The organism is Pseudomonas gingeri, from assembly GCF_013386115.1.
GTDB lineage: Bacteria > Pseudomonadota > Gammaproteobacteria > Pseudomonadales > Pseudomonadaceae > Aquipseudomonas > Aquipseudomonas gingeri.
Map to the genome: position 1 here is coordinate 62,237 of NZ_JACAOR010000009.1, position 18,925 is coordinate 81,161.

Here is an 18,925-nt window from a genome sequence, read left to right on the forward strand (position 1 = left end):
CTGAAGGGGCGATCGCAGGTTGTAAAAAAGCGGAGTGACGTATGGACACGTCACCCCGCTTCTTTCACTGAATTATTCTGCGCGCTTTTAGTGGACACACTAAAGCTGTAGCTTACAGAAAAAGGCTTTTTTGGTCCACCGCTAATGAGCCTTAAAGGCCAGGGAATGCGACAGGACGTCGCCAGGCGGTGTGAAACAGAGACTGAAGGAGCCACAACCTGTGGGAGCCGGCTTGCCGGCGATGAGGCCCTGGAGCCTTGCAGCGCCCTGACGGACGCCATCGCCGGCAAGCCGGCTCCCACAGTCAAGTACCGCGCCGTGCCGATCAGTGCAGATCGAGCACATCCTGCATGTCGTACAGGCCGGCGGCCCGGCCATCCAGCCAAAGCGCCGCACGCACGGCCCCCTTGGCGAAGGTCATGCGGCTCGAGGCCTTGTGGGTGATCTCCAGGCGCTCGCCTTCAGTGGCGAACAACACGGTGTGATCGCCAACCACATCGCCGCCACGCACGGTGGCAAAGCCGATGGTGTTACGCGCCCGCGCCCCGACATGTCCCTCGCGACCATAGACCGCGACCTTCTGCAGATCGCGCTCCAGCGTATCGGCGATGACCTCGCCCATGCGCATGGCCGTGCCCGAAGGCGAGTCGACCTTGTGCCGGTGATGCGTCTCGATGATCTCGATATCCGCGTCGTCGCCCAGCACTCGGGCGGTCAGCTCGAGCAGCTTCAGCGACAGGTTGACCCCGACACTGAAGTTGGCGGCGAAGACGATCGGAATATCCTTGCCCGCCTCCACCAGCAACTGCTTCTGCTCGGCGCTCAGGCCAGTGGTACCGATCACCATGGCCTTGCCGGCCTTGCGGCAGAACGCCAGGTTCTTCAGCATCACTTCCGGCAGCGTGAAGTCGATCAGCACATCGAACTCTTCAGCCACCTTCTCCAGGCCATCGGACAACGGCACGCCGATCCGCCCCAGCGAGGCCAGCTCACCGGCATCGGCACCGACCAGGGAGCTGCCAGGACGCACGACAGCAGCCGTCAGGCCGGCAAGCGGCACCTGCAACTGCACCGCCTCGACCAGGATCTTGCCCATGCGCCCGGCGGCGCCCATCACAGCTATACGTCGCATGATCCGCTCCTTACAGGTCGCCGAAGAAGCGCTTCACGCCTTCAAACCAGCCACTGGCCTTTGGCGAGTGCGAACTGTCACCGTCCAGGGACGCGCGGAACTCTTCCAGCAACTCGCGCTGACGACGGCTCAGGTTGACCGGCGTCTCGACCGCCACGCGACACATCAGGTCGCCCGCACCGCCGCCACGCACAGGGGCCACGCCCTTGCCGCGGATACGGAACTGCTTGCCGGTCTGGGTACCTTCCGGAATCTTCAGCTTGACCCGACCGTCGAGGGTCGGGATCTCCAGCTCGCCGCCCAGGGCCGAATCGACGAAACTGATCGGCACTTCGCAGAACAGGTGCTTGCCGTCACGCTGGAAGATCGCGTGCTCGCGCACATTGATCACCACGTACAGGTCGCCCGTCGGGCCGCCCTGCGCACCGGCTTCGCCTTCCCCGGACAAGCGGATGCGGTCGCCGGTATCGACACCGGCCGGCACTTTCACCGAAAGGGTCTTGTACTCTTCGACACGCCCCTGGCCATGGCAGGAGTCGCACGGGTCGGAAATGATCTTGCCCTGGCCGTGGCAGCGCGGGCAGGTCTGCTGCACCGAGAAGAAGCCCTGCTGCATCCGCACCTGGCCGATACCGCCGCAGGTCGGACAGGTGATCGGCGCGGAGCCCTTCTTGGCACCGGAACCGTCGCACGGCTTGCAGTTGACCAGTGTCGGAACGCGAATATTCACGGTAGTCCCGCGAACTGCTTCTTCCAGGTTCAGTTCCAGGGTGTAGCGCAGGTCGCTGCCGCGCTGGGCACCACCACGGGAGCCGCCACGACCGCCACCAAAGAAATCGCTGAACACATCGCCGAAGATATCGGAGAAATTCTGCCCGCCGAAACCACCGCCGCCGCCGCCCATGCTCGGATCGACGCCAGCGTGGCCGTACTGATCGTAGGCCGCACGCTTGCTGGAATCGGACAGCACTTCGTAGGCCTCGTTGGCCTCCTTGAACAGCTCTTCCGAAGCCTTGTCATCCGGGTTGCGGTCCGGGTGATGCTTCATCGCGAGACGACGGTAAGCCTTCTTCAGCTCCGCCTCGCTAGAGCCACGCTCGACCCCCAATATTTCGTAATAGTCACGCTTTGCCATAAATCGCCCCTGAGGCCAGCATCCGAACCTTGTCGCATGCTGTAAAAATTTGCGTGTTCCAGACACGCCAACGCGGGAGCAAGCTCCCGCGCGGCGACATCCTACCAGTCACCGCTGCAGAGCGGTCAACCGGCCGACCAACAAGCAGCCCTGGTAAGGCTTACTTGTGATCCTTCACTTCTTCGAACTCGGCGTCGACGACGTCATCCTTGTGCGCCTCTTCCTGGGCCGGCTCCGCGCCGCCTGCTGGCTTCTCGGCCTGCTCGGCATACATCTTCTGGGCAACCGGAGCGGAAACCTTGGACAGTTCCTCGACCTTGGCCTCGATGGCGGCCTTGTCGTCGCCCTTGACGGCGGCTTCCAGGGCAACCAGGGCAGCCTCGATCGCGGTCTTCTCTTCGGCGGAGACCTTGTCACCGGCGTCGGCGATCATCTTGCGAGTCGAGTGAACCAGTGCGTCGCCCTGGTTACGGGCAGCGGCCAGCTCTTCGAACTTGCGGTCTTCTTCCGAGTTCGCTTCGGCGTCGCGGATCATCTGTTGAATTTCTTCGTCAGACAGACCGGAGTTGGCCTTGATCACGATCGACTGGGTCTTGCCGGTCGCCTTGTCCTTGGCACCTACGTGCAGGATGCCGTTGGCGTCGATGTCGAAGGTCACTTCGATCTGCGGCACGCCACGTGGAGCCGGTGGAATCTCGGCCAGGTCAAACTTGCCCAGGGACTTGTTCTGCGCAGCCTGCTTACGCTCACCTTGCAGCACGTGGATGGTCACGGCGCCCTGGTTGTCGTCGGCAGTCGAGAACACTTGCGATTTCTTGGTAGGAATCGTGGTGTTCTTCTCGATCAGCGCGGTCATCACGCCGCCCATGGTTTCGATACCCAGGGTCAGCGGGCTGACGTCGAGCAGCAGGACGTCCTTGACGTCACCGGCCAGTACCGCGCCCTGGATGGCAGCGCCCACGGCGACGGCTTCGTCAGGGTTGACGTCCTTGCGTGCTTCCTTGCCGAAGAAATCGGCAACGGTCTTCTGCACCATCGGCATGCGGGTCTGGCCGCCGACTAGGATCACGTCGTTGATCGAGCCGACATCGATGCCGGCGTCTTTCAGGGCGATACGGCAAGGTTCGATGGTGCGCTGAACCAGGTCTTCGACCAGCGATTCCAGCTTGGCGCGGGAGATCTTCACGTTCAGGTGCTTCGGACCGGTAGCGTCTGCAGTGATGTACGGCAGGTTGACGTCGGTCGACTGGCTCGACGACAGCTCGATCTTGGCTTTTTCGGCAGCTTCTTTCAGGCGCTGCATCGCCAGCGGGTCACCCTTGAGGTTCATGCCGCTTTCTTTCTTGAACTCGTCCACGAGGTAGTCGATCAGACGGATGTCGAAGTCTTCACCACCGAGGAAGGTGTCACCGTTGGTTGCCAGTACTTCGAACTGGTGCTCGCCATCGACTTCGGCGATTTCGATCACGGAAACGTCGAAGGTACCGCCACCCAGGTCATACACGATCACGGTGTGATCGCCACGGGCCTTGTCCATGCCGTAGGCCAGGGCAGCCGCGGTCGGTTCGTTGATGATGCGCTTGACGTCCAGACCGGCGATACGGCCGGCGTCCTTGGTCGCCTGGCGCTGGCTGTCGTTGAAGTAGGCCGGAACGGTGATCACCGCTTCGGTCACAGGCTCGCCGAGGTAGTCTTCGGCGGTCTTCTTCATCTTCTTCAGCACTTCGGCCGAAATCTGTGGCGGAGCCATTTTCTGGCCGCTTACTTCAACCCAGGCGTCACCGTTGTCGGCCTTGGCGATCTTGTAAGGCACCATCTGGATGTCTTTCTGAACGACGTCTTCTTCGAAACGACGACCGATCAGACGCTTCACCGCGTACAGGGTGTTATGCGGATTGGTCACCGCCTGGCGCTTGGCCGACTGGCCGACCAGGATTTCGCCGTCGTTGGCGTAGGCGATGATCGAAGGCGTGGTACGCGCGCCTTCGGCGTTCTCAATAACTTTTGGCTGACCGTTTTCCATGACCGAGACGCACGAGTTGGTGGTCCCCAGGTCGATACCGATAATTTTGCCCATTTCACTCTCCCGAAACTTTGATTTTTTTGCCGCAGCGGTTATGGCCAACTGCGGTAGCACTTAAACGCTTGACTTATAGATGGGGGCCTTGCGGCCGATTTCAAGCCTGCTCGTCAATCGTCGGCGAAACCGGTGCAACCGCCTTGCTCACCACGACCATCGCCGGGCGCAGCAGGCGACCATTGAGCTGGTAACCCTTCTGGAACACTTTCAGGACGCTGTTCGGCTCGACGTCGGCGCTCTCCTGCATGGCCATGGCCTGGTGCAGCGAGGCGTTGAACGGTTCGCCGTGCGGGTCGATGGCTTCCAGCTGATAACGCTTGAGGGTGTCCTGGAACATCTTCAGGGTCAGCTCGATGCCTTCGCGCATCGGGCGAATGCTTTCATCGTCCGGGTTGGACAGATCCAGGCCACGCTCCAGGCTGTCGATGATCGGCAGCAGGTCGCCGGCGAACTTCTCCAGCGCGAACTTGTGCGCCTTCTCGACATCCTGCTCGGCACGGCGGCGGATGTTCTGCAGGTCGGCGGCGACGCGCAGCGCTTGGTCATTCGCGCCAGCCAGTTGCTCTTCAAGCACCTGCACGCGAGTGGCCAGGTCGTCGCTCGAAGCGTCGGCGGCCTGGTTGGCCTCTTGATTTTGCGAATCCAGATTCTGTTCGTCAGCCATAAAAAACCTCCTTTCAATATCGTCCGCGAGCCGGGCCCGCGCTTCTGCCCAGGTATATGGGGCCGCATTTTGCAGGTTCAAGGGCCCCGGTGCATACCACGGACCAAGTGGTACATTCCGCCTGGCACTAAAAAATGCCGCCATTCAAGCGAATCGAGCTAAGCCCGGGCATTGTCAGTCGAATTCAAAACACTGTATAAATAACCAGACCTAAAGCCTGGGAGCGGCCTTCATGCTGGTGCACCTGTCCGTACACAACTACGCAATCGTTGAACATCTCGATCTCGAACTGGATCGCGGGATGAGCGTCATCACGGGCGAAACCGGCGCCGGCAAGTCGATCATGCTCGACGCCCTCGGGCTGACCCTGGGCGATCGCGCCGACAGCGGCGTGGTACGCCCGGGTGCGGACAAGGCCGACATTCTCGCCACCTTCGACCTGGAAGACATTCCGGAAGCCCGCAGCTGGCTGGCCGAACGCGACCTGGACAATGACGGCCCGTGCATCCTGCGCCGGGTGATCACCGCCGAAGGCCGTTCCCGTGGCTATATCAATGGCTCGCCCTGCCCCCAGGGCGACCTCAAGGCCCTGGGCGAACTGCTGATCGATATCCACAGCCAGCACGAACACCAGTCCCTGCTGAAGACCGACACCCATCGACGCCTGCTCGACGAATATGCCGGGGCCACCGATCTCGCCCGCCAGGTGCAGCTCGCGGCCCAGCGCTGGCGCCAGACCCGCCAGGAACTGGAGCGCCTCTCCAATTCCGGCGACGAACAACGGGCCCGCCACCAGTTGCTCAGCTATCAGCTGGAAGAGCTGGAAAACCTCGGCCTCGGGGAAAACGAGCTGGAGGACCTGGAACAGGAACATAAGAACCTGACCAATGCCGAGACCCTGCTAGGCATCTGCCGGCAAGTGGTCGAACAATGCAGCGAGAGCGATTCGGGCAACGTGCTCAACGCCCTCACCGCCAGCCTCAATCGCCTGGGCAGCGTCAGCAACGGCTCCGGCGCACTGGGCGAAGCCACCAACCTGCTGGCCAGCGCGCAGATCCAGGTGGAAGAAGCCGTCGGCGAACTGAACCGTTTCCTCGACCACTTCGATGCCGATCCGGCACGCCTGCAGCAGCTCGAAGAACGACTGGACGCGATCTACACCCTGGCCCGCAAGCACCGCATCCAGCCCACCGAAGTCGCCACCCTGCAACAGAAGCTGCTGGATGAAATCGAAACCCTGAACGCCAACGACGAGGCCATCGAGCGCCTCGGCGACGAACTGGCCTCCTACGCCCGGCATTATCAGGAGCGCGCGCGGGAACTCAGCGATCTGCGCCATCAGGCCGCCACCGGCCTGGCCAGCGCCGTCGAACAGGAAATCCAGCGCCTGGGCATGCCCGGCGGGCGCTTCAGCATCGAACTGCACGCCAACACCAGCAGCGAACCCCTGCCTTATGGGCTGGAACAGGTCGAATTGCTGGTCAGCGCCAACCCGGGCCAGCCACTCAAGGCCCTGGCCAAGGTTGCATCGGGCGGCGAGCTGTCACGCATCAGCCTGGCCATCCAGGTGATTACCGCGCAGACCTCGCGCATCCCGACCCTGGTATTCGACGAAGTCGACGTGGGCATCGGCGGCCCGACGGCGGAAATCGTCGGCCAGTTGCTGCGTCGCCTGGGTGAACGCGGGCAAGTGCTGACGGTCACCCACCTGCCGCAAGTCGCGGCCCAGGGCCATCATCACCTGTTCGTACACAAGGTGCGTGGCAACGATGCCACCCACACCGCCGTTTCCAAGTTGAGCAAGACTGAACGGGTTGAGGAAGTCGCACGCATGCTCGGCGGCATCGACCTGACCAAGGAATCCCTGGCGCACGCCAAGAAGATGGTCGTTACCGCGAAAATCTAGGCATTCGACATCTTCAGGCGACCTATTCAGGCGACAAAAACATCAGGTAACAAAAAGCACGAAGGCGACCCTGAGGTCGCCTTCGATCGTTTCACGGGCCTGGGCCCGCGCGACATGCTTATTTTTTCTTGCGCACGTACAACACCAGGTTGTGGTCCACCAGCTCGACGCCATGCTCCTCGGCAATGGCCTTCTGCAGCTTCTCGATCTCCGGGCTGACGAACTCGACGACAGCTCCAGTTTCCACATCGACCATATGATCGTGGTGACCGCTGTCCGCCAGTTCGAATACCGCGTGGCCGCCATCGAAGTTATGGCGAACCACCAGTCCGGCCGCTTCGAATTGGGTCAGGACACGGTAGACCGTGGCCAGACCAACGTCCTCGCCAGCCTCCATCAGCGCCTTGTAGACATCCTCGGCGCTCATGTGACGCTGCTCGGCAGAGTCCAGCATTTGCAGAATCTTGACCCGCGGCAGAGTCACCTTTAAGCCGGCTTTACGTAGTTCGCTATTTTCAACCATGGTCAGCTTTCTCGCGATGCTGCTTCGCAGCTTCTCTTAATACGGGTATGATCGGGGTTTACGTTGTCCCAGCCAAGATAGTGGAAGTCGCCCACCGATGCAAAACACCAAGCTCTTGCTAACCAGTTTTACCTTAGTGGGACTGCTCGCACTCGCCGGTTGTTCATTCCCCGGGGTTTACAAAATCGACATCCAGCAGGGCAATGTCGTCACGCAGGACATGATAGACCAGTTACGCCCGGGAATGACCCGCAAGCAAGTAAGGTTTATCATGGGCAACCCCCTGCTGACCGACACATTCCACGCCAATCGCTGGGATTACCTGTATAGCCTGCAGCCCGGTGGCGGTGAACGCCAACAGGAACGTGTCAGCCTGATCTTCAACGACAACGACCAACTCGCAAGCCTGTCGGGCGACTTCATGCCCGGCGTGAGTCGCGACGAAGCCATTCTCGGCAAGGACAACGCCAACACCGTTGATACCCCGGCCCAGAATGCTGAAAAACCGAAACCAGAGAAGCCGGCCAAACCAGGTTCGCTGCTCGACCAGATCCAGAAAGACGTCGATGGCGTGAAAGCCGTGCCGGTGCCGACACCGGAACCGCTGGACACCTCGCCGCAGTAATCCGCGACACAATAAAAAGCCCGGCATGTCCGGGCTTTTTATTGCCTGAAAAAATCCCCGGCCCACGCCTCTGTTTTGTAGGAGCCGGCTTGCTGGCGATAGCGGCTGATCAGCCAGCATCGTGGTCGACTGACACCAAGCCATCGCCAGCAAGCCGGCTCCTACGGTACTGCTGCGCAAGACAACGGCTACAGATTCTGCGCCCGGGCCCTGGCCGCCTTTTCCGCGCGCAGGCGCCGCACCTCTTTCGGGTCGGCCAGCAGCGGCCGGTAGATCTCGATGCGATCACCCTCTGCCACAGCCCGGACCTCGGGATCGGCGATCACCTTGCCAAAGATCCCCAGCGGGCAATTCGACAGATCGACCCCGGGAAACGCCTGCGCCATTTTCGACAACTCGACAGCAGCCCGCAGCGTCGTCCCCGCGGGAACCGAAATCGCCAGCAGGCACTGGCGGCCGGCCTCGGCATACACCACTTCCAGCGAGACAGGAGCGTCAGCCATGGAGCTGCTTGGCCCGCTGGCAGAAAGCATCCACCAGGGTATTGGCTGCCTGGTTGAACAACGGCCCGAGGGTCGCCCGGACAATGGGCCCGGCATAATCGAAGGTCAGGTCCAGGCTGATCTTGCAGGCCTTTTCCCCCAGGGGCTTGAACACCCAGACACCGTGCAACTGGGTGAAAGGTCCCTCTTCCAGGTTCATCTCGATCGACTGCCCCGGCACCAGCGTATTGCGGGTGACGAACTGCTGGCTCAGGCCGCCCTTGGCCACCCCCAGCGTGGCGCGCATGTGCACGTCCGAGCTTTCCAGCACCTGGGCCGTCGAGCACCACGGCAGAAACTCCGGGTAACGCGCGACGTCGTTCACCAGGTCATAAAGCGCCTGTGCCGGATAGGGCAGCAGGGCCGAACGTTGAATATGGGTCGTCATGTCAGCGTTGATTCCACGGCTGGGCGGCAAACAAAAGTGGGCGCATTGTCCGGGATTCATCCTACGCGCTCAAGCACGCAGCTTCACCGTAGCCGACTGACGCGCAACCCCCTATAATGCCGCCCCTATGGCTAAACAGAAGAAACACCCCACAGGGACCATCGCGCAAAATAAAAAGGCGCGCCACGATTACTTCGTCGAACAACGGTTCGAGGCTGGTCTGGTCCTGGCCGGCTGGGAAGTAAAGAGTTTGCGGGCGGGCAAGGCGCAACTGGTCGACAGTTATGTCTTGCTCAAGGACGGTGAGGCCTGGCTGTTCGGCAGCCATTTCACGCCGCTGACCACCGCCAGCACCCACGTCATCGCCGACCCGACGCGTACGCGCAAGCTGCTGCTCAACCAGCGCGAGCTGGAGAAGATCTTCGCTTCCGTGCAACAGAAGGGTTACGCCTGCGTCTGCCTCTCGCTGTACTGGAGCAAGCACCTGGTCAAGTGCGAGATTGCCCTGGGCAAGGGCAAGAAGGAATACGACAAGCGTGATACCGAACGCGAGCGCGACGCCAGTCGTGAACTGCAGCGCGCGGTACGCAACAAGGGCAAGGACGACTGAGTCCGGTCATGCCAATTACCGGCAAACGCCCCTCCTGCTAGGAGCCGGCTTGCCGGCGATGGCGCCCTCGAAAGCGTTGCAATACTCACGGGCCTCATCACCGGCAAGCCGGCTCCTACAAGGGACCGCGGCACGGCCTAGATCCCCTTGCGCCGCTCCGCCCGCGCCACCCGCTGCACTTCCTGACGCACTTCTTCCAGCACCTCCTGCACATACAGGATATGCCGGCTGGAGACTTCGCGCGCCTGTTCCGCCCGCCCTTCGATAATCGCCAGGTACAGCTCACGGTGCTGACTGATCAGCATGTCGCGGGTTTCCGTGCGCTGCTTGTACATGCCGCCGATATTGATCACCACGTTGCGCTTGAGCAGATCGAACAACCCGCGGATCGTGTGCAGCAGCACGGCGTTGTGGCTGGCCTCGGCAATCGCCAGGTGGAAGTTCGCGTCAGCTTCGCCCTCCTCCGCCCGGCTCACCTCGCCTTCGCGGGAATAGCAGTTCTGCAAGCGCTCGAACGCCACCCGCAACCGCTCCCGGTCCACCTCGGTGGCCCGCAGCGCCGCGTAGTAGGCACAGGACGCCTCCAGGGTATGGCGGAACTCGAGCAGATCGCGCTGCGCTTCCGGATTGTTTTCCAGCAGATGCAGCAGCGGGTCGCTGAAGGTCGACCCCAGCGTCTCCACCACATAATTGCCACCGCCCTGCCGGCTGACCAGCAAGCCCCTGGCCACCAGCTTCTGGATCGCCTCGCGCAGCGAAGGGCGCGAGACACCGAACTGCTCGGCCAACGCACGCTCCGCCGGCAGACGCTCGCCGGACTTCAGCGTGCCCTCGAGGATCATCCGCTCGAGCTGCTCGACAATATCGTCAGACAAACGGCGCTGACGAATCTGATCAAACCCCATCACTTACTCCTCACGCTCCCGAACCCTTGCCGGGACCGCCTATTCTGGCCTATTGGCGCCGCGCCAGCACCTACCAGACACCGCAAAAATCACCCGTCCAGTCCGCCCGCCGAACGCCTCTCAGACGAAAGTTTCAGAGCGGCAAATTGACACGCACCCAGCAAGGCTTTTAACCTAGCCCACAGCGATTGTAAATTGGTAATACCAATTATCCAAATCAGCTGATCAGTGCCTGACCAACAACAATTAGGGGCCACCCCATATGCAAACCTGGCAACAGCTCTACAGCCCTCTCGGCAGCCTCGGCCTGTCCGCTCTCGCGGCCGTCATCCCCATCGTTTTCTTCTTCCTGGCCCTGGCGGTGTTTCGCCTCAAGGGTCATGTCGCGGGCAGCATCACCCTGGCGCTGGCGATCCTGGTGGCGATCTTCGCCTTCAAGATGCCGGTGGACATGGCGCTCGCCGCCGCCGGCTACGGTTTCGCCTACGGCCTCTGGCCGATCGCCTGGATCATCGTCGCCGCGGTGTTTCTCTACAAACTCACGGTCAAGAGCGGCCAGTTCGAAATCATCCGCAGTTCGGTGCTGTCGATTACCGATGACCAGCGCCTGCAAGTGCTGCTGATCGGCTTCTGCTTCGGTGCGTTCCTCGAAGGCGCCGCCGGTTTCGGCGCGCCCGTGGCGATCACCGCGGCCTTGCTGGTGGGCCTGGGTTTCAACCCGCTCTACGCCGCCGGCCTGTGCCTGATCGCCAACACCGCGCCCGTGGCCTTCGGCGCCCTGGGCATCCCGATCATCGTCGCCGGCCAAGTCACCGGCATCGACGCCTTCAAGATCGGCGCCATGACCGGCCGCCAACTGCCGCTGCTGTCGCTGTTCGTGCCGTTCTGGCTGGTGTTCATGATGGACGGCCTGCGGGGCGTGCGTGAAACCTGGCCAGCCGCGCTGGTGGCCGGCCTGAGCTTCGCCATCACCCAGTACTTCACCTCGAACTTCATCGGCCCGGAACTGCCCGACATCACTTCGGCCCTGGCCAGCCTGATCAGCCTGACCCTGTTCCTGAAAGTCTGGCAACCGCGCCGTACCGCGGGCGCCCAGATTGCCGGCGCCACCTCGAACGCGGCGATCACCGCCAGCGTCGGCGGTTTCGGCCAGCCACGCAGCACCCTCGCCTCGCCCTACAACCTCGGGCAGATCTTCAAGGCCTGGTCGCCGTTCCTGATTCTCACCGTGCTGGTGACGATCTGGACCCTCAAGTCGTTCAAGGCGATGTTCGCCACCGGCGGCGCGATGTACAGCAGCGTGTTCAACTTCGCCATCCCGCACCTGGATCAACTGGTGATCAAGAGCGCGCCGATTGTCGCCACGCCCACCGCGATCCCCGCCGTGTTCAAGCTCGATCCGATCTCGGCCACCGGCACGGCGATCTTCTTCTCCGCCCTGGTGTCGATGCTGATCCTCAAGATCGATTTCAAAACTGGTCTGACCACTTTGAAAGAAACCTTCTACGAGCTGCGCTGGCCGATCCTGTCCATCGGCATGGTGCTGGCCTTTGCCTTTGTCACCAACTACTCGGGCATGTCCTCGACCATGGCCCTGGTGCTGGCGGCCACCGGCAGCGCGTTTCCGTTCTTCTCGCCGTTCCTGGGCTGGCTGGGCGTGTTCCTGACCGGTTCGGACACCTCCTCCAATGCCCTGTTCAGCTCGCTGCAGGCCACCACCGCGCACCAGATCGGGGTCAACGACACCCTGCTGGTGGCCGCGAACACCAGCGGCGGCGTGACCGGCAAGATGATCTCGCCGCAATCGATCGCCGTGGCCTGCGCCGCCACCGGCCTGGTGGGCAAGGAATCCGACCTGTTCCGCTTCACCCTCAAGCACAGCCTGTTCTTCGCCACCATCGTCGGCCTGATCACCCTGGCCCAGGCCTACGTCTTCACCGGTATGCTGGTGCACTAGAGTGACCCGTGCCGGGGGCTGTCGACGCCCCCGGCAACTGCTCCTTTCAACCCACGCTGCGAGCACTCCATGATCATTTCCGCCTCTACCGACTACCGCGCAGCAGCTCAACGCAAACTGCCGCCGTTCCTGTTCCACTATGCCGACGGCGGGGCGTACGCCGAGCACACCCTGCGCCACAACGTCGAGGACCTGGCCGGCATCGCCCTGCGCCAGCGCGTCTTGAGGAACATGTCCGAACTGAGCCTGGAAACCCGGCTGTTCGGCGAAACCCTGAGCATGCCGGTGGCCCTGGCACCGGTCGGCCTGACCGGCATGTATGCCCGTCGTGGCGAGGTCCAGGCCGCTCGCGCCGCGGCGGCCAAGGGCATCCCCTTCACGATGTCGACCGTGTCGGTCTGTCCGATCGAAGAAGTCGCCCCGGCCATTGACCGGCCCATGTGGTTCCAGCTCTATGTCCTGAAGGATCGCGGCTTCATGCGCAACGCGCTGGAGCGCGCCAAGGCCGCCGGCGTCACCACCCTGGTCTTCACTGTGGACATGCCGGTGCCGGGCGCCCGCTACCGTGACGCACACTCCGGGATGAGTGGCCCGAACGCGCCGCTGCGCCGTGTCTGGCAAGCCATGACCCACCCACAATGGGCCCTGGACGTCGGCCTGCTGGGTCGGCCCCACGACCTGGGCAACATCTCCAAGTATCGCGGCAACCCCACCGGCCTGGCCGACTACATCGGCTGGCTGGGCGCCAACTTCGACCCTTCGATTTCCTGGAAGGACCTGGAGTGGATCCGCGAATTCTGGGACGGCCCGATGGTTATCAAGGGCATTCTCGATCCGCAGGATGCCAGGGACGCGGTGAAGTTCGGCGCCGACGGCATCGTCGTCTCCAACCACGGCGGCCGTCAGCTCGACGGTGTGCTGTCCAGCGCCCGCGCCCTGCCGGCCATTGCCGACGCGGTGAAAGGCGACCTGAAGATCCTCGCCGACTCCGGTATCCGCAGCGGCCTGGACGTGGTGCGCATGATCGCCCTCGGCGCCGACACCGTGCTGATCGGTCGCGCATTCCTCTACGCCCTGGCCGTCGCGGGCGAAGCCGGCGTGAAGAACCTGCTGGACCTGTTCGAGAAAGAAATGCGCGTGGCCATGGTGCTCACCGGCGCCAAGTCCATCAGCGAGATCAACCGTGATTCGCTGGTCCGTGAACTGGGCGCCTGAACGCCGCTCCCGTACGAATCACCGCCTGATTGAGCGGGGCCCATGGCGCACCAGATGCCACGACCCCGCCAGGAGTTAGCATGAGTCTGCCCACCCCGTTCCTCCACTCGGTCGAACAACTGATTCCCCGCGAGCGTCGCTTCGAGGATGCGCTCTCGACCCTGGCCTTCGGCACCGACGCCAGCTTCTACCGCCTGATCCCCAAGCTGGTGATCCGCGTCGAGTCCGAAGATGAAGTGGTCGCCCTGCTCAAGCTGGCCCGCCGCGACCAGGTGCCGGTGACCTTCCGCGCCGCCGGCACCAGCCTGTCGGGCCAGGCCATCAGCGACTCGGTCCTGATCGTCCTCGGCGATAACTGGAATGGCCGGGAGATCCGCGACCAGGGCAGCCAGATCCGCCTGCAACCCGGGGTCATCGGCGCCCAGGCCAATGCCTGGCTGGCGCCCTTCGGTCGCAAGATCGGCCCCGACCCGGCCTCGATCAACGCCTGCAAGATCGGCGGCATCGTCGCCAACAACGCCAGCGGCATGTGTTGCGGCACCGCGCAGAACACCTATCACACCCTGGCGGGGATTCGCCTGGTGCTGGCCGACGGCAGCCGCCTGGACACCGAGGACCCGGCCAGCGTCGCCGCCTTTCGCCAGAGCCATGGCCCGTTGCTCGGGCAACTGGCGGACCTCGCCCGGGAAACCCGCGCCAACACCGAACTGGCCGCGAAGATCCGCCACAAGTACCGACTGAAAAACACCACCGGCCTGTCCCTCAACGCCCTGGTAGATTTCGACGAGCCGCTGGATATCCTCAGCCACCTGCTGGTGGGTTCCGAAGGCACCCTGGGCTTTATCAGCGCGGTGACCTACGACACGGTGATCGACCACCCGAACAAGGCTTCGGCGCTGATCGTCTTCCCCGATGTGGAAACCTGCTGCACCGCCGTCACCATCCTCAAGAGCCAGCCGGTCTCGGCCGTCGAACTGCTCGACCGCCGCAGCCTGCGCTCGGTGCAGGACAAGCCCGGCATGCCGGCCTTTGTCCGCGAACTGTCGGGCAACGCCTGCGCGCTGCTGATCGAATCCCGCGCCGCCTCCTCGTCGCTGCTGCAGGAACAACTGGCGCGGATCATGGCCTCGCTGGCGTCGTTCCCGGTGGAAAAGCAGGTCGACTTCACCGAAGACCCGGTGGAAAACGCCCGGCTCTGGGCCATCCGCAAGGACACCTTCCCGGCGGTGGGTGCCGTGCGCAAGACCGGCACCACGGTGATCATCGAAGACGTGACCTTCCCCGTCGAACAACTGGCCATCGGCGTCAACCGCCTGATCGAGCTGTTCGACAAGCACCACTACGACGAAGCGATCCTGTTCGGCCATGCCCTGGAAGGCAACCTGCACTTTGTCTTCACCCAGGGCTTCAACAGCGCGGCGGAAGTCGCCCGCTACCAGGCGTTCATGGACGATGTCGCGCAACTGGTGGCCGTCGAATTCGGCGGCTCGCTCAAGGCCGAGCACGGCACCGGTCGCAACATGGCGCCCTTTGTCGAACTGGAATGGGGCAGCGAGGCCTATCAATTGATGTGGGCCATCAAGCGCCTGCTCGATCCCCAGGGCATTCTCAACCCCGACGTGGTGCTCAGCGACGACCCACAGATTCACCTCAAGCACCTCAAGCCGTTGCCGGCCGCCGACGAGATCGTCGACAAGTGCATCGAGTGCGGCTTCTGCGAACCGGTGTGCCCGTCGAAAGGCCTGACCCTGAGCCCGCGCCAGCGCATCGTGATCTGGCGCGATATCCAGGCGAAAAAACGCGCCGGCATCGACACCTCGGAACTCGAGGCCGCCTATCAATACCAGGGCATCGACACCTGCGCCGCCACCGGCCTGTGCGCACAACGCTGCCCGGTGGGCATCAACACCGGCGAACTGGTGAAAAAACTGCGCGACCAGCAAGCCACCCATGTGAAAAGCGCCGACTGGCTGGCAACGCACTTCGCCACCACGCTGCAGGGCGCCCGCTTCACCCTGCATGTCGCCAACGGCGCGCGCATGCTGCTGGGCGCTCCACGCCTGGCCCGACTCTCGGCCGGCCTGACGCGCCTGTCCCAGGGCCGGGTTCCCCAGTGGACCAGCGCCATGCCGCAACCGGAGCGGGCGGTGCGTTTCAGTCCATCAGTCGATGACTCGCGACCACGGGTGGTGTACCTGGCCGCCTGCGTCTCGCGGGTGATGGGCCCGGCGGCGGGTGACAAGGAACAGATGTCGCTGCTCGACAAGACCCGCGGCCTGCTGGAAAAGGCCGGCTACCAGGTGGTGTTCCCGGAGAACACCGAACAGCTGTGCTGCGGCCAGCCCTTCGCCTCCAAGGGCTACGCCGAACAGGCCGAGCACAAGCGCCAGGAACTGATCGGCGCCCTGCTGCAGGCCAGCCGCGGCGGCCTTGACCCGATCTACTGCGACACCAGCCCGTGCACCCTGCGCCTGGTCCAGGACCTCGGCGACAGCCGCCTCGACCTCTACGATCCGGTGCGCTTCATTCGCACGCACCTGGTGGACAAGTTGACCTTCACCCCCCAGGACGCCCCGATTGCCGTGCACGTGACCTGCAGCACCCAGCACCTGGGAGAAAGCCAGGCCCTGATCGACCTGGCGCGGCGTTGCAGCCACAACGTGGTGATCCCCGAAGGCATCCATTGCTGCGGATTCGCCGGCGACAAGGGCTTCACCACCCCGGAACTCAATGCCCATTCGCTGCGCACCCTGAAGGACGCCGTGCAGTATTGCGAGGAAGGCATCTCCACCAGCCGCACCTGCGAGATCGGCCTCAGCCAGCATGGCGGGATCGACTACCATGGGCTGGTCTACCTGGTGGATCGGGTGACCCGGGCAAAAAAATAGAACCTTCGGCCAACCGGGGCAGTCCACTGATCAGGCCCTGCCAAAAGGGCCCCATGCCCACCTGCGGCAGCCTCGATATCTGAACCCCGGTTCAAGGAGATACCCATGAAACGTTCCGTACTGCCAGGCCTGTTCGTTATCGCTTCGCTCCTCGCCGCCCCGGCCTTTGCCGACGGCGAGAAAGACCTCTGCACCACCAACCTGCTGACCATCAACAATGCCAAGACCACCATCCTGGCGGCCGACCTGCAGGGTCAGATCGACAACAGCGTCCAGGAAGCCAAGAACGCCCAGGCGAAAAACACCACCGAAGGCACCAAGGAATGCATCGCCATTACACAAAGGGCGATCCAGCAGATCCAGAACAGCCAGAAAGGCGGCTAGTGACACGGAGGCTGTCCCTTCGGGATGGCCTTTCGAGCCACAGTGGCGTACACTGCACCTGCCTGCTGGTAATGCACAGCAGGTTCGGGGCCGTTTAGGATTCGACGCCGGTTGCGAAACTCTAGGTGCATGCCGAGTTGGTAACAGAACTCGTAAATCCACTGTTGCAACTACTTATAGTTGCCAATGACGACCAATACGGTGCTGCTCTCGCTGCTTAATTGCAGCTGACATGCACTCCTGGCACCTTCGGGTCCAGCAATCATCAGGGGATGTCTGTAAACCCAAAATGATTGTCATATAGAACAGAATCGCCGTGCAGTACGTTGTGGACGAAGCGGCTAAAACTTACACAACTCGCCCAAAGCACCCTGCCCGTCGGGTCGCTGAGGGTTAACTCAATAGACACGGCTACGCATGTAGTACCGACAGCGGAGTACTGGCGGACGGGGGTTCAAATCCCCCCGGCTCCACCACTTCATCATCTAAAGACGTCCACGGACGTCTTTTTTTGTGCCTGAAACCCAGAAAATACGGGGCTTTTAGCACAATCAAGATCCGTCAGCGTCCATAGACATCCATGCAAACCTGTATTCCAAGTGGTATTCCAAGCTCCCAACTGGTAATTTTTGGAATACACAAACAGCATTGGAATACACCATGTGCGCCCAAGCCACGCGGCTTTCAGACATGAAAGTCAAAGCAGCCAAGCCTAAAGAAAAGGACTACACGCTCACGGATGGCAACGGCCTTCAAATGCGAGTGAGAATCAATGGCTCTAGGCTTTGGAATTTTAACTATATCCATCCCGTGACCAAAAAACGGATCAACATGGGATTGGGTACCTTTCCCGAAGTCAGCCTGGCCCAAGCGCGAAAACGGACTGTTGAGGCCAGGGAGCTTGTCGCCCAAGGACTAGATCCGAAAGAGCAGCGTGATGTTCAGCGCCTGGTAGAAAAAGCCGCGACAGAGCACACGTTTCAAAACGTGGCGAAGGCATGGTTCGATCTGAAGAAAGACTCGGTGACTGCTGCCTACGCTGAAGATATCTGGCGCTCGCTCACTCTCCACATTTTCCCGGACCTAGGCTCAACCCCAATTTCCGCAATCAGAGCCCCTAAGGTCATCAATTTGCTCAGGCCTCTTGAGACCAAAGGTAGCTTGGAAACCGTTAAACGGCTGACCCAGCGCCTTAACGAGATCATGACTTACGGGGTAAATTACGGGCTCATCCATGCCAACCCCCTTAGCGGGATTCGCTCGGTCTTTAAGAAGCCAAAAAAGAAAAATATGGCGACACTGCCTCCCGATGAGCTAAATGAGCTCATGGTGGCAATAGCCAATGCCAGCATCAAAAGAACAACGCGTTGCCTAATCGAATGGCAGCTCCACACTATGACCCGACCAGCAGAGGCCGCGACCACCCGCTGGGCAGACATCGACTTCGATAAGAAGATCTGGACGATCCCAGCGGAGCGCATGAAGAAGCGTCGCACACACTTTATCCCGCTTACGGAGCAGGCTCTGGCACTGCTAGAGGCTATCAAGCCTTACAGTGGAAACAGGGACTATGTGTTTCCTGCAGACCGGAACCCTCGCACCCACTGCAACAGCCAGACCGCCAACATGGCGCTGAAGCGAATGGGTTTCGAAGGGCGCCTGGTAAGTCATGGCATGCGCTCAATGGCCAGTACCATTCTCAATGAACATGGCGACTGGGATCCAGAATTGATCGAAGTAGCACTTGCCCACGTCGACAAAGACGAAGTGCGCAGCGCCTACAACCGAGCAGATTACATTGAGCGCAGACGGCCCATGATGAACTGGTGGAGCGACCACATTCAACAAGCTGCCACTGGTAGCCTGTCCGTCTCGGCATTTCAAACAACCCGAGGTTTGAAAGTTGTATCGATACGCTAGCCAATCAATATTTAGTATTAGCCGTAACGGGGCGTTTTCGACCGGTAGCGG

Annotated in this window: 16 protein-coding genes and 1 other RNA gene; 9 read left to right on the plus strand and 8 right to left on the minus strand. The window is 61.9% G+C overall.

Annotated features, from left to right (window positions below):
- Positions 1 to 325: 325 nt before the first annotated feature.
- The 4 genes from dapB to grpE all read right to left on the minus strand — a co-directional run bounded on the left by dapB (position 326) and on the right by grpE (position 5,011).
- Entirely contained in the window at positions 326 to 1,132 is an 807-nt protein-coding gene (dapB, locus tag HX881_RS18780) for a 4-hydroxy-tetrahydrodipicolinate reductase (RefSeq protein ID WP_177085922.1), read from the minus strand.
- 10 nt (positions 1,133 to 1,142) lie between these two features.
- Positions 1,143 to 2,267, minus strand: coding sequence for a molecular chaperone DnaJ (dnaJ, locus tag HX881_RS18785; protein ID WP_042935544.1), 1,125 nt, complete (start codon positions 2,265 to 2,267; stop codon positions 1,143 to 1,145).
- Between the two features lie 160 nt (positions 2,268 to 2,427).
- Positions 2,428 to 4,344: a molecular chaperone DnaK gene (dnaK, locus tag HX881_RS18790; RefSeq protein ID WP_017126804.1), complete on the minus strand. Its 1,917-nt coding sequence runs from the start codon at positions 4,342 to 4,344 to the stop codon at positions 2,428 to 2,430.
- Between the two features lie 100 nt (positions 4,345 to 4,444).
- Positions 4,445 to 5,011: a nucleotide exchange factor GrpE gene (gene grpE, locus HX881_RS18795; protein WP_017126803.1), complete on the minus strand. Its 567-nt coding sequence runs from the start codon at positions 5,009 to 5,011 to the stop codon at positions 4,445 to 4,447.
- A 232-nt stretch (positions 5,012 to 5,243) separates the two neighbouring features.
- On the opposite strand from grpE, the gene recN reads away from it, so the two are divergent.
- Positions 5,244 to 6,917, plus strand: a complete 1,674-nt coding sequence (gene recN / locus HX881_RS18800) for a DNA repair protein RecN (protein ID WP_177085924.1) — start codon at positions 5,244 to 5,246, stop codon at positions 6,915 to 6,917.
- A 118-nt stretch (positions 6,918 to 7,035) separates the two neighbouring features.
- On the opposite strand, the gene fur is transcribed toward recN, so the two are convergent.
- Positions 7,036 to 7,440: a ferric iron uptake transcriptional regulator gene (fur, locus tag HX881_RS18805; RefSeq protein WP_042935538.1), complete on the minus strand. Its 405-nt coding sequence runs from the start codon at positions 7,438 to 7,440 to the stop codon at positions 7,036 to 7,038.
- Between the two features lie 97 nt (positions 7,441 to 7,537).
- Between fur and HX881_RS18810 the strand changes: the two genes are divergently transcribed.
- On the plus strand, positions 7,538 to 8,065 hold the full coding sequence (locus tag HX881_RS18810; RefSeq protein WP_042935536.1) for an outer membrane protein assembly factor BamE: 528 nt from the start codon (positions 7,538 to 7,540) through the stop codon (positions 8,063 to 8,065).
- A gap of 188 nt (positions 8,066 to 8,253) precedes the next feature.
- Here HX881_RS18810 and HX881_RS18815 read toward each other — a convergent pair whose 3' ends face one another.
- Together HX881_RS18815 and HX881_RS18820 are read right to left on the minus strand one after the other, a co-directional pair.
- Positions 8,254 to 8,568: an RnfH family protein gene (locus HX881_RS18815; protein WP_177085927.1), complete on the minus strand. Its 315-nt coding sequence runs from the start codon at positions 8,566 to 8,568 to the stop codon at positions 8,254 to 8,256.
- The gene (locus HX881_RS18820) at positions 8,561 to 8,995 is read right to left on the minus strand and encodes a type II toxin-antitoxin system RatA family toxin (RefSeq protein WP_017126798.1); all 435 of its coding nucleotides are present in this window, start codon (positions 8,993 to 8,995) and stop codon (positions 8,561 to 8,563) included. The genes HX881_RS18815 and HX881_RS18820 overlap by 8 nt, the downstream gene beginning before the upstream one ends.
- Before the next feature lie 127 nt (positions 8,996 to 9,122).
- On the opposite strand from HX881_RS18820, the gene smpB reads away from it, so the two are divergent.
- Positions 9,123 to 9,605, plus strand: a complete 483-nt coding sequence (gene smpB, locus HX881_RS18825) for an SsrA-binding protein SmpB (RefSeq protein ID WP_017126797.1) — start codon at positions 9,123 to 9,125, stop codon at positions 9,603 to 9,605.
- 137 nt (positions 9,606 to 9,742) lie between these two features.
- Here smpB and HX881_RS18830 read toward each other — a convergent pair whose 3' ends face one another.
- Complete coding sequence (locus HX881_RS18830) at positions 9,743 to 10,510, minus strand: GntR family transcriptional regulator (RefSeq protein WP_177085929.1); 768 nt, start codon at positions 10,508 to 10,510, stop codon at positions 9,743 to 9,745.
- 262 nt (positions 10,511 to 10,772) lie between these two features.
- Between HX881_RS18830 and HX881_RS18835 the strand changes: the two genes are divergently transcribed.
- From HX881_RS18835 to HX881_RS18860, 6 genes are all read left to right on the plus strand, one after another.
- Positions 10,773 to 12,467, plus strand: coding sequence for a lactate permease LctP family transporter (locus HX881_RS18835; RefSeq protein ID WP_177085931.1), 1,695 nt, complete (start codon positions 10,773 to 10,775; stop codon positions 12,465 to 12,467).
- A gap of 69 nt (positions 12,468 to 12,536) precedes the next feature.
- Positions 12,537 to 13,682: an FMN-dependent L-lactate dehydrogenase LldD gene (gene lldD / locus HX881_RS18840; protein WP_177085933.1), complete on the plus strand. Its 1,146-nt coding sequence runs from the start codon at positions 12,537 to 12,539 to the stop codon at positions 13,680 to 13,682.
- A gap of 80 nt (positions 13,683 to 13,762) precedes the next feature.
- Positions 13,763 to 16,570 (plus strand): FAD-binding and (Fe-S)-binding domain-containing protein, encoded by a 2,808-nt coding sequence (locus tag HX881_RS18845; RefSeq protein ID WP_177085935.1) that lies wholly within the window; start codon positions 13,763 to 13,765, stop codon positions 16,568 to 16,570.
- Between the two features lie 105 nt (positions 16,571 to 16,675).
- Positions 16,676 to 16,954 carry a hypothetical protein gene (locus tag HX881_RS18850; RefSeq protein ID WP_177085937.1) on the plus strand — a complete coding sequence of 93 codons (279 nt, stop codon included), beginning with the start codon at positions 16,676 to 16,678 and terminating at the stop codon, positions 16,952 to 16,954.
- Positions 16,955 to 17,040: 86 nt separating this feature from the next.
- Positions 17,041 to 17,430, plus strand: a transfer-messenger RNA (tmRNA) gene (gene ssrA, locus HX881_RS18855).
- A gap of 184 nt (positions 17,431 to 17,614) precedes the next feature.
- On the plus strand, positions 17,615 to 18,874 hold the full coding sequence (locus HX881_RS18860; protein WP_057406265.1) for an integrase domain-containing protein: 1,260 nt from the start codon (positions 17,615 to 17,617) through the stop codon (positions 18,872 to 18,874).
- Positions 18,875 to 18,925: the final 51 nt, after the last annotated feature.